At 65.1% G+C, this 11,995-nt stretch carries 9 protein-coding genes; all 9 read right to left on the bottom strand.

From position 1 onward, the window contains the following. Positions 1–215: 215 nt before the first annotated feature. Complete coding sequence (locus tag ALC15_RS40070) at positions 216–2,324, bottom strand: S9 family peptidase (RefSeq protein WP_050632023.1); 2,109 nt, start codon at positions 2,322–2,324, stop codon at positions 216–218. Between the two features lie 186 nt (positions 2,325–2,510). After that, positions 2,511–4,229, bottom strand: a complete 1,719-nt coding sequence (locus ALC15_RS40065; protein ID WP_050632022.1) for an ABC transporter permease — start codon at positions 4,227–4,229, stop codon at positions 2,511–2,513. Positions 4,230–4,395: 166 nt separating this feature from the next. Next, positions 4,396–5,460, bottom strand: coding sequence for a substrate-binding domain-containing protein (locus ALC15_RS40060; protein WP_050632021.1), 1,065 nt, complete (start codon positions 5,458–5,460; stop codon positions 4,396–4,398). Positions 5,461–5,483: 23 nt separating this feature from the next. Further along, complete coding sequence (locus tag ALC15_RS40055) at positions 5,484–6,536, bottom strand: ABC transporter ATP-binding protein (RefSeq protein WP_244486484.1); 1,053 nt, start codon at positions 6,534–6,536, stop codon at positions 5,484–5,486. 276 nt (positions 6,537–6,812) lie between these two features. After that, positions 6,813–7,148, bottom strand: coding sequence for a GIY-YIG nuclease family protein (locus ALC15_RS40050; protein ID WP_050632025.1), 336 nt, complete (start codon positions 7,146–7,148; stop codon positions 6,813–6,815). A gap of 273 nt (positions 7,149–7,421) precedes the next feature. Further along, entirely contained in the window at positions 7,422–8,606 is a 1,185-nt protein-coding gene (locus ALC15_RS40045; RefSeq protein WP_050632019.1) for a pyridoxal-phosphate-dependent aminotransferase family protein, read from the bottom strand. 133 nt (positions 8,607–8,739) lie between these two features. After that, positions 8,740–9,570 (bottom strand): LssY C-terminal domain-containing protein, encoded by an 831-nt coding sequence (locus ALC15_RS40040; RefSeq protein ID WP_050632018.1) that lies wholly within the window; start codon positions 9,568–9,570, stop codon positions 8,740–8,742. A gap of 31 nt (positions 9,571–9,601) precedes the next feature. Next, positions 9,602–10,327, bottom strand: coding sequence for a thermonuclease family protein (locus tag ALC15_RS40035; RefSeq protein ID WP_050632024.1), 726 nt, complete (start codon positions 10,325–10,327; stop codon positions 9,602–9,604). A 256-nt stretch (positions 10,328–10,583) separates the two neighbouring features. Next, positions 10,584–11,995 (bottom strand): hypothetical protein (locus ALC15_RS40030; protein ID WP_050632017.1); only part of this gene is annotated, 1,412 nt, incomplete at its 5' end.

Below are 11,995 nucleotides of genomic sequence, written 5' to 3'. Positions count from 1 at the left end.
GTTACGGTGCTGTCGTCCCTGACGAGCGGCTGCGATGCATTCCGCCGTCGTCCCGGCGAAAGCATGGACCCATAACCACAGGGCGGAGTTTGGCGAAGACTGGCCGTGCCGCGGAACTGCAACTTCCTCTCTCGATAGCTCACGCGGTATGGGTCTTGGCTTTCGCCAGGACGACGATGGGGAGGGACCGCGCCAGCTAACTCGGCTAGGCTGCCCTACGCCTCCGCCTTGTCAGCCATCCCCACCGCCCACAGCGCAAACGCGTAGACGATCGCGACTTCGTCCAGCCGGTTGAAGCGGCCGGAGGCGCCGCCGTGGCCGGCGCCCATGTTGGTGCGCAGCAGCACCGGGCCGCCGCCGCGCATCGTGGCGCGCAGCCGCGCGATCCATTTCGCCGGCTCCCAATAGGTGACGCGCGGGTCGGTGAGCCCGCCCATCGCGAGGATCGCCGGATAATCCTTTGCCGCGACATTGTCGTAGGGCGAATAGGACAGGATGGTGCGGAAATCCTTCTCGCTCTCGATCGGGTTGCCCCATTCCGGCCATTCCGGCGGCGTCAGCGGCAGCGTGTCGTCGAGCATGGTGTTGAGTACGTCGACGAACGGCACTTCGGCGACGATGCCGGCGAACAGCTCGCCGGCACGGTTGGCGACCGCGCCCATCAGCATGCCGCCCGCCGAGCCGCCATGGCCGACGATGCGCTTCTCACCCGTATACTTCGCCTCGATCAGTGCGCGGCCTGCGGCGGCGAAATCGTCGAACGTGTTGGTCTTCCTCTCGCGCTTGCCGTCGAGATACCAGCCCCAGCCCTTGTCGGCGCCGCCGCGAATATGCGCGATCGCGTAGACGAAGCCGCGGTCGACCAGCGACAGCCGGTTGGCCGCGAACGACGCCGGCATCGCCATGCCGTAGGAGCCGTAGCCGTACAGCAGCAGCGGCGCCTTGCCGTCGCGAACGAAATCCTTGCGATGCAGGATCGAGACCGGCACCTGCGCGCCGTCATGCGATGTCGCCATGATGCGCGTGGTCACGTAGTCGGCCGGGTTGTGGCCGGACGGAATCTCCTGGCGCTTGCGCAACACGCGTGTCCGCGTCGCCATGTCGTAGTCATAGACCTCCGACGGCGTCGTCATCGACGAATAGGCAAACCGCAGATTGGTGGTGTCGAACTCGTAGCCGCCCATGGTGTCGAGCGAATAGGCTGCCTCGTCGAACGCGATCGCATGCTCCTCGCCCGTCTTGAGGTCGCGGATGATGATTGCCGGCAGCGCGTTGGCGCGCTCCAGCCGCACCATGTGGCCGGCATAGAGCTCGACGTCGAGCACATAGACGCCTTCGCGATACGGGATCAGGTCGCGCCAGTTGGCACGCTCGGGCGCGGCGAGCGGCGCGGTGACGACCTTGAAGTCGATGGCGTCGTCGGCATTGGTCAGAATGAACAGCTCGTCGCCGCGGTCGGCGATTGAATATTGCACGCCTTCCTCGCGCGCCGCGACGAGGCGCGGCGGCGCGTCGGGATTGCCGAGATCGATCAGCCGCTGCTCGGAGGTTTCGTGGTCGCCGCCGGCGATCACGCAGAAGCGGCCGCTGGCGCTCTCGTGCAGATGGGTGAACCAGCCGGAATCCTGCTCCTCATAGATCAGGATGTCATCGGTCTGCTTGGTGCCGAGCTTGTGCCGCCACACCTGCATCGGGCGATGATTGTCGTCGAGCTTGACGTAGAAGAAGCTCTTGGAGTCCGCGGCCCAGACCACGCCGCCGTCGGTCTCCTCGACGAGATCCTCGAGATCGGCGCCGCTGGCCCAGTCGCGGACGCGGATCGAGAAATACTCCGAGCCCTTGGTGTCGGCGCTCCAGGCATGGAGCTTGTGATCGTTGGAATGCCGGCTGCCGCCGAACTTGAAATATTTGTGGTCCTTTGCCAGCGCGTCGCCGTCGAGCACGACATGCGCCTCACCGCCGTCGCGCGGCGTGCGGCAGTACAGCTCGTGCTGGCCGCCTTCGCGGAATTTTCTGAAATAGGCGAACGGGCCGTCCGGCGACGGCACGCTGGAATCATCCTCCTTGATCCGTCCGCGCATCTCCTTGACCAGCCGCTTCTGCAACGCGTCGGTATGGCCGAGCAGGCTCTCGGTATAGCCGTTCTCGGCTTCGAGATAGTTCCGGATATCGGGATCGAGAATCGACGGATCGCGCAGCACCTCCTGCCATTTGGGATCCTTGATCCACGCATAGTCGTCGGTCACCGCGATGCCGTGGGTGGTGAAGGAATGCGGCCGGCGCGGCGCGATCGGGGGCGATGTCTTGGTGGCGGATTTGGTCACACGATCCTCATGGTGCGGGGTTCCGCTTTATATCGGGATGAATGTGGCGATTGCCAGATGGGATGGGATGGTTGAGAGCCTCGATCTATCCCCGTCATTGCGAGCGAAGCGAAGCCGCCCATTGCGCCGCAAGCCGACAGGTGGATTGCTTGGTCGCTTCGCTCCTCGCAATGCCGGCGGTGAGAGCTACCCGTTCCGCAGCTTCGCGCCCGCGCTGCCGCCAGACATCGGGATCTGGTTCACCATGAGCACCACGGCGAAGGTGATCAGCAGCATCGCGATGCCGAGCACCGCGATCGCGGCAAGGTCGCCGCCTTCGTTGAGATCGTAGATCAGGACCGACAGGACCTTCGTTTGCGAGGTGAACAGCACGATCGCAGCCGATAGTTCCCGCATCACGCCGATGAAGATGAAGCACCAGGTCGCGATCACGCCGGTGCGCAGCAGCGGCGCGGTGATCTGGCGCAGCGCCTGCAGCCGCGTCGCGCCGAGGATGCGGCTGGCTTCCTCGAGCTCGGGATGGACGGTCGCGAACGCCGCCTGCAATTGCTGATAGGCCGAGGGCAGATTGATGGTGAGGAACGCCAGCAGCAGAATCCACAGCGTGCCGTACAGCACGAAGGGCGGCCGCGTGTAGCTCAGGAACAGGCCGACGCCGAGTACGATGCCGGGTACCGCGACCGGCGCGGTGGCGAGGAAGCCGAGCACCCGGTGGCCCGCGATCACCTTGCGGGTTGTGACATAGGCGATGACGAGCGCAAGGATGGTGCCGATCGTCGCGGTCGCGGTGCCGAGGATGACCGTATTCTTCAACGCAAGTTGCGTCGACGACAGCTCGGTGAATACGAAGATGATGTTGTGCAGGGTTGCCGTCGATGGCGTCACCAGCGTGGTGGCGTTCGGCGAGAACGCGGCGTTAAGCAGCGCGAGGTAGGGCAGGAACACCGGGTTGAGCAGCACCAGAAGGCAGAAGCCGAGTGCCGCCCAGCGCCAGCCGCGCAATTCGACTCGGCGCGGCGCGCCATATTTGCCGCCGATCACCGAATAGCCGCGGCGGCCGAGCAGCGCCTTCTGGCCCTGCAGCAGCAGGATGGTCAGCACCAGTAGCGGCACAGCGGCGGCTGCCGCGAGCTCGAGCTTCGGCGGATACTGGAACAGGCTCCAGATCTTGGTCGTCATGGTGTGGAAGCCGGCCGGCAGCGCCAGGATCGCGGGCGAACCGAACAGCGTCATCGCTTGCAGGAAGGCGATCAGCGCGCCGGCGACGAGCGCCGGCAGCGCGAGCGGGATGGTCACCCGCCGCGCGGTGGTCCAGGCGTTGCCGCCGAGGATCGCGGAGGCATCCTCGAGTTCGCCCGGCATGGTGTCGAGCGCATTCGCCACCAGCACGAACACGAACGGGAAGGTGTAGCAGGAGATCACGAAGATGATCCCGGTCATCGAATAGATGTTGAACAGCGCGTCGGCGTCCTCGCCGGCGAACAGCCGGTAGAGCTGGTTCAGCAGCCCCGAATTCGGCGCTGCCAGCAATTCCCAGGCGACCGCACCGAGGAACGGCGGCGTCACGAACGAGGCCGTCACGAGCGCGCGGATGGTCTGCCGCCCCGGCATGTCGGTGCGCGACACCAGCCAGCTGATCGGCGCCGCGACGATGCAGCAGATCACCGCAGATGTCGTGGCGATGATCGCGGTCGTCAGCAACGGATCGAGGAAATCCGGATTGCTGAACAGCGTGACGAAGTTCGCAAGCGTCGGATGGCGGTTCTTGTCGGTAAAGGCGTACACCGCGAGCCATGACAGCGGCAGCAGGATCAGGAGGATCAGCACCGCGGCGAACAGCCACAGCACGGGGCGCGTCCAGTCGATGCGGAGCTTTGGGGCCGGGGAGGTGGTGGTTGCGGTCACGCGAAGACGCTCCCCTCGTCATCCCAGGTGCGCAATTGCGCACCTGGGGGCATCGCGAAGCGATGAGCCCAGAATCCATCGGGCCGCAAATGCCGGCGGAGAAATGGATTCCGGGCTCGCGCTGCGCGCGCCCCGGAATGACGGCGGTAAAGGTTGCGCTCCATCCTCACACCCGAAACAGCCGCGCATAGCGCGTCTTGATCTCTTCGGTCATCGCCTCCACCCCCGCCGGATCCTCCTTCATCAGCTTGATGTCGGCGAGCTTGCGCCGGCCGGCTTTGGGCTGCACCTGCGCGTGCACCGAATATTGCCCGGTGAAGTCGACGAAGAATTGCTGGGTCTCGCGGGTGTGCAGCCAGGCCTGGAACAGCTTTGCGGCGTTCGGATGCGGCGCTGTGGCGAAGATGCCGGTCGGACCGGAGATCGTCGGCGTGCCCTCGGTCGGATAGACCGGCTCGACCGGCTGTCCGGCTTCCTTCAGCAGCACGATGCCGTATTCATTGCCGTCGGCCATCACGGCGCGCTCGCCGAGCGACAGCTTTTTCGGCGGATCGGTCGAGGACTGCACTTGCATCACGCGCTGCTTGGCGAGTTTCTCCAGATACGGCCAGCCGAGCTCGCGCACGATCTGGAACGTCGTGGTCATGATGGTGCCGCTATAGGCCGGATGACCCTTCACCATCTTGCCGATCCACTTCGGGTCGAGCAGGTCGGCAAAGCTCTTCGGCGCGTCCTCGGCCTTCACCAGATTGGTGTTGTAGGCGATCGACGACAGCCACAGCCGCGTGGTCACGGCCATGCCGTCGGGATCGCGGTAATTGTCGGGAAAATGCTTCGCGACGTCCTCGGGCACGAACGGCATCAGCCAGCCGCTCTTATTCCAGGGAATGAAATGCGAGGCGTCGGCGCTGTTGACGACGTCGGCGGCGTGAATGTTGGAATCGAATTCCTGCGCCACGCGCTGGAACAGCCGCTCCGAACCGGAGCGCTCGATCTGCACCGCGATCCCGGGATAGGCGGCCTCGAACGCCTTGCCGAGCTTTTCGCCGACCGGCAGGTCCATCGACGAATAGAACACGAGCTTGCTTTCTTTGGTCGCGGCCGCGACGAGGTCGGGCGTGATCGCGACCGGCTCGGGTGCCGCGGCGTTCACAGGTGAGGCGAACATCGTGCCGGCGGCAAGCACTGCTGAGCCTTTCAGGACATCGCGTCTGGAAATTGTCTTCCGCATCGCGTCCCTCCGTTTCTTGTTATTTATCGGCTGAGCGCCCGGCAGCGCTCGGGCGGCAAGGTCAGCCAGACTTCGCTGCCTTTCTCGACTGCGGTCTCCGTCGGCGTGGTCACCCGCAACGAGGTGCCGTCTGATGTTTCCACCATGTAGTCGCGGTTCATGCCGAGATAGACCTGCCGCGTCACGACGGCTTTGAGCGTGTTTGGCGCGGCGGCGGGCGGCTGCGTCGAGAGCAGGATCTCATGCTGGCGGATCGCGACCGGCGCGTTTTGGCCGCTCGTGAGCCGGGCACCGACCACTTCCAATGTCGCGCCGGCAAACTCGACATGCGATGCATCACGCGCGGTGCCCTTGATGACATTCGCTGCGCCGATGAAGCGCGCGACGAATTCGGATTCCGGTCGTGCGTAGATGTCCTCAGGCGTGCCGAGCTGGTCGATCTTGCCGGCGTTCATCACAGCGATCAGGTCGGCGGTCGTCATCGCCTCGGACTGATCGTGGGTGACATAGACCGTGGTGTAGCGATATTCGTCGTGCAGGCGGCGGATCTCGAACCGCATCTCCTCGCGCAGATTGGCGTCGAGGTTGGACAAGGGCTCGTCGAGCAGCAGCGTTTCGGGCCCGACGATCAGCGCACGCGCCAGCGCGACGCGCTGCTGCTGGCCGCCGGACAGCTCGCCCGGATAGCGCTGTGCCAGCGGTTCCAGCTTGGTCGTCGCCAGGATCGCGGCGAGCTTTTTCGCAATCGTGTCGCGGTCCATTTTGCGCAAGCGCAGCCCATAGACGATATTCTCGGCCACCGTCATATGCGGCCACAGCGCGTAGCTCTGGAAGATCATCGACATGTTGCGCTGTTCGGGCGGCAGGGTGCGCGCCTTCGACGACACCACGCGGTCGCCGACCCGGATCTCGCCGTCGGATGGCTCGAGGAAGCCTGCGATCAGCCGCAGCGTCGTGGTCTTGCCGCAGCCGGACGGCCCGAGCAGGCAGACCAACCGGCCGTGATCAATCGTGAGGGAGACGTCATCAACCGCGACAAACGATCCAAACCGCTTGACCAGGCTGCGTAGTTCCACCGATGCCAAGCGATCCCTCCATGTTGTTGTGTCGCAGGGATCAGGGCCCGGCTGTTGCCGGCAGTAAAGCGGAAAATGATGACGACGAAAAGTGTTGGTGCCTTCTCAAAAAGTCGTGGCTGCTGTTCGTTCCGTCATCCTGAGGTGCGAGCCTTGCGGCGCAATTGCGCCGCTGGGCGAGCCTCGAAGGATGTTCGGTCCGGCTATTTCCGCGTCCAGAGTCCTTGTGGCCACAGCAGGGCCGTCGACCCTTCGAGGCTCGCAAGAGCTCGCACCTCAGGATGACGGGGAGGGATCATCGACCGCGGGTCTAACTCGCGGTGCGCCACCGCGACGACGCGCGAACCGGCTGACAGTTTCCCAATCCGATTTGACGAGTGCTTCTTTCTTCGCCCGGCTCCAGCCCTTGATCTGGCGCTCGGCGGAGATGCCGTCGGTGATGCGCTCGAAGTACTCCGACCAGACGAGGACGACCGGTCGCCGGTTGTATGTGTAGCCGGGGAAGGTGCCCGCGTTGTGCTGCTCGATGCGCGGTGCAAGGTCGTCGCCCGTTGCACTGCCGACATAGTACGAGTTGTCGGCGCAGCGAAGCATGTAAATGTAGATGCCCATGGCGATTATTCCGCGCGTGCAACGCGGATCGATCATGAAGCAAACCTTGCCGCGGTCAATGGGCGAATCTTCGCGGATGTTTAGACATTCCGCGAACCCATGTCCCGTCATCCTGAGGTGCGAGCGAAGCGAGCCTCGAAGGATCGACAGCCCGGTAATTTCGGAACACTCCGATTCTTACGCGGCAGCAGCGCGGGCCGTCGATCCTTCGAGACGGCGGCTTTCGCCGCCTCGTCCGGGTGACGGGTTTGCGATGCAGCCTCGAACTCTAAGCTACGCCTTCACGTTCTCGCCGAGCCATTGGATGGCGGCGTCGGCGCCGGCCTTGCCGTGCGGAATCCCCAGCGCGGTCAGCGCGACCTCGACGACGCCGAGCGTGCCGAGGATCATCGGCGCGTTGACGTGGCCCATATGCGCGATGCGGAAGGCCTGGCCCTGCAAATCACCGATGCCGGTGCCGAGCACGACGCCGCATTTCTCCTTGGCATAGCGCTGGATCGCGGCGGGATCGGCGCCCTTGACGGTCACGGTCGTCACCGTGTTGGAGCGCTCATTGGGTTCGGCGATGTTGAAGCCGAGCACCTGTCCCTCGGCCCAGACCGCAACCGCGCGGCGCACCGCCTCGCCGAGCAGCCGGTGCCGTTCGAAGGCGTTCTGCAGGCCTTCGGCGTGCAGCATGTTGATCGCCTCGCGCAGCGCGAACAGCAGGTGCACCGGCGCTGTGCCGGCATATTTGCGGTAGTGCTCGCTTCCTTCGCGCTCGGTCCAGTCCCAATAGGGCGTGCGCAGATCGGCCTTCTTGTGGGCGTCCCAGGCGCGATCACTGGCGGCGACGAAGCCGAGGCCGGGCGGCGTCATCAGGCCCTTCTGCGAGCCGGACATCGCGACGTCGACATACCATTTGTCCATTTCGAACGGCATGCAGCCGAGCGAGGCCACGGTGTCGACCATGAACAGCGCGGGGTGGCCGGCCGCCTTGATCGCCCTGCCGATCGCCTCGATGTCGTTCACCGCACCGGAGGCGGTGTCGATCTGCACCGCGAGGATTGCCTTGATCTTGTGTTCCTTGTCGCGCTTGAGCCGCTCCTCGACCTCGGCCGGGCGGATCGCGCGGCGCCAGTCGCCCTTCAGCACCTCGACCTCGGCGCCCATCGCGGCAGCGGCCATGCCCCAACCGATCGCGAAGCGCCCGCTCTCCAGCACCAGCACCTTGTCGCCGCGCGACAGCACGTTAGAGAGCGTCGCCTCCCAGGCGCCGTGGCCATTGGAGATGTAGATGTAGGATTTGCCCGCGGTGGCGAACAGGTTCGAGAGATCGCGCAGCAGGCTCTCGGTCAGTTCGACCATCTCGCTGGAGTAGATGTCGAGCGCCGGGCGATGCATCGCCTGCAGCACCTGATCAGGCATCGTGGTGGGCCCGGGGATGGCCAGAAATTCCCGGCCCGCGCGAACGGTCATCGTCCTGTTCCTTTTGGGTAAAGCAACGCAAATCATGCGTGTGAGGGGTCAAGCGGGGAGAGTATTCCATCGCAGGGCGGATTGCGAGCCGGGCGAAGCAATCCAGCGTTTCCGAAACCGCGGGACACGCGCCCTATTTGCCGATCGATTCGACCACCGCGCGCCAGATCTGGTCCTTGAATTCGGTCGCGGCGGGGCTCGGGATTTGCGCGACGGTGCCGTGGTTCTTGTTGCAGGCCTCGACCAGCCGCAGCACCCAGATCTCGCCGTCGGTGTAGTAGAGATCGCCGCCGCCATTGTGCCCGTCGAAGGTCGGACCGATGCCCGTGACCTGGTATTTCGCGGTGACCATGCCGGCGGATTCGAGATCGGTGGCGAGCAACGCGCGTTCGGCGTCGAGGTCGGCCGCGATATGGTGCGTCACGGCGCCGGTGTAATGGCTGACGCCGACGCTGCGGTCGAGCGTCGCGGCGCCGAGCCATACCGGGCGCTTCTCCTGCCCCTGATCGAGCACCCGCCAGAACCGGACATGGTTGCGGCGATCGGCGCTCGACCCGACCGGCCGCTCGAAGGCGAGGTCTTCGCGGCGGCCGAGATAGAACAGGTTGCTCACCGGCGCATCCTTGTAGGGCCGATCCAGCAGCACGGAGCCGACGATTTCGATCGAGGATTTCAGTGTGACCGGATCGGCGGGAAACCAGCCGGCCTCGTGCATCGCGCAGACCACGTCCTTGGTGTCGCCAATCAGCCCGACATTCATGGGGTCGCCGGGAATGCCCTGCGCGGTACGCGTCACCATGGGCAGGTTGGCGAGGCCCTTCTGGTGCTCATAATGCGTCCACAGTGCCGGTAGCGCCAGATAGGCCCCGATCAGGTAGATCGCCAGCACGAACAGCAGCAGCTGCAGATAGCGCAGGCGCTTGCGACGGCGCACCGCATGCGGAATGGTCTCGACATCGGTCACGGCACACGCTTCCGAATCAGGGCGTCGCGCCTCAGCGCCGCGTCTCACGGCAGCCGGCGGCTTCGGCTTCCTCGACCGAGCAGAACCAGCGCGTGCCCTTGCTGATCTTCATTTCGATCTTAGCGTACCAGCGGCTGGTCGGCTGGTGGAAAATGCATTCGCCGGAGCGGTTGACGTTGCCCTTGATGGTGCAGTCGGGCGACGGCGCGACCGGCCCGGAGGCCGAGGCCAGCAGGATCGCATTGGCGCCTTCCGGCGGCTTCACCGCGCCGAGCACGGTGGTCTTCTTGTTGCGCACGCGCCAGTCCCACGGCGCGATGAATGCGCCTTGCCACATCCCGGCCTTGGCCTCACGCGCCGCCTTCTCGTCCGGCTCGTAGTCGTGCGAGATGCGGGTGAAGGCCAGTGCCCAGCCATTGCTGACCATCCATTTCTGGATGTCCTCGCCGTCGACCTCGCAGCGTGCGATGGTGCGGCCGCGGCGATCGACCGAGCGGGCGTGGCAGGTCCAGCTCTTGTTGCCGGCATGCTTGATCAGTTCGTCGCGCGCGGCGACGCCGCAGGTCCAGCGCTCGCCCTTGGTGTTGAGGCAGAGCTGGTCGGTCGACGGCGCGTCGATCCCGCCCAGCCGGATCTTGACGCTGCCGATCATCAGCTGGTCGCCGTCGCGGATCTTCGGCACGCCGGTGATGTCGGCAGCCATTGCCAAGGTCGGCAGCGACAGCAGCAGGCCAGCAGTGAGCAGCGTCTTGAACATCGGCATTCCCGGCCAGGTTCTTTTCGTTCAAAGGGCTTTCGGCGTTCCGTGCCCAAGGATTGTGCGGGCAATTGGGCAACCGTGCCAGTGGTCGAGTGTTTCCGCCAGTTTCAACTTCGCGTCATCCGGCGATGAATGAGCCATTCGTCTCTCGAAGTCTCGTAGCCCGTAGGATGGGTAGAGCGCAGCGAAACCCATCAATCCTGTCCGCGTGGTGAGATGATGGATTTCGCTGCGCTCTACCCATCCTGCACGGCTACACCACCGCCATTCGCTTCCTGGCCAGCGCCAGCGCCATCAGCACGAACGCCGACGTCACCTCGGGGCCGCCGACCAGGATCCGCGTCGGCGTCTTCATCTTGTTCCACTCATAGGCCCTGTAGGGCCCCTTGCGGCCGCCCTCGCCGAGGCCCTGCACGATGCAATGCAGCGCCGGCGTGAAGGTGGAAACCTCGGCGCCAAGATGCGCCAGAGCCATCAGCGCCAGCGCGGCATCGAACGGGTTCATCTCATGGGTGATCAGCTCGCCCTGGACATAGCCGAGCACGCGGGCGCGGATCAGCGCGAACACGTTGCCGGGATCGATCACGCGCTGCGCCGCCAGCGGCAGCGCGATGAAGGCGGCGTAGCAGCGGCCGAAATAAGCCGAATAGAGCTCGGGCAGGTAATAGATGTGCGAGCGCGGATTTTTGAACGCGCCGCTTTCGACCAGCCGCTTCTGGAAGGCGATGATGCGATGCAGCGTCTCCAGCCGCTGCGGCGTCTCGATGATCTGCCAGCGGGCGAGATTGCGGAACGAGACCTCGAGGATGTCGAGGTTCAGCGTCGGATCGAGGTCGTTGCCATAGGGCCGCTCGCCCTCGAGATTGTCGATCCAGGTGACGACGCCGCCCTCATAGTCGATGTTGTCGTTGAGCGGCACGGTGACAACAGGCTCGTTGGCGCCCGCGCGCACCTGGTAGCCACGATAGAAATCCAGCAGCGGCTGCGTGAGGATCGGATCATCGGAGCCGGCTTGCGTCGCGGCCGAGAACGAGCACGCGGTGGTGTCGCAGTCGGGCACGTAGATGCCGAAGCCGAGGTCCTGCTTGATCTGGGCGAAGAAGCGCGAGAAGCGCGGATGTCGCCCCGGCGCCAGCGCCGTGATCACCCGCACATTGGAGCCGTCATGCGATGGCACGTCCTCGGCGCTGGTCTTCAGGCAGAAGTCCACCATGTCGGCGGTCGCGCGCCGCGCCGCGCCGGCCTGATCCGGTGACGCCAGCCCGCTCTCGACAAAGCCGAGCAGCGCCTCGGTGAAGAACGCGTCGTAATAGGCCGAGCGGTGGCGGATCTGCACCGGCTCCCACATCGGCTCGGCGATGCCGCGCCATGGCGGGTTGATCAGCACACGCGCCGGCGAATGCGCGATGAAGATCCGCGCCAGGCCGAACAGCAAGGTCGAATTCTTGTAGCCACGCGCGTTCAGCCCGGTCAGCGCCATCAGCAGCTCGCGCCCGCCGATGTCGGCGTCGCCGATCAGGTTGAACGCGGCATAGGTCGGGATGAAGCCGTTGCTGCGGAAAGAACCGAGCAGATGCGTGCCGGTCTTGCGGATAACGCGGTCAAGCTCGGCGATCTCGGGCGGGCGCGCCGGCGCGGCTGCGGCCGGCGGGGCGGGGTGGCGCA

Source organism: Bradyrhizobium viridifuturi, from assembly GCF_001238275.1.
Classification (GTDB): Bacteria; Pseudomonadota; Alphaproteobacteria; order Rhizobiales; family Xanthobacteraceae; genus Bradyrhizobium; species Bradyrhizobium viridifuturi.
The sequence above is the reverse complement of the archived record's forward strand: the minus strand, read 5'-3'. Positions and strand labels throughout refer to the sequence as shown.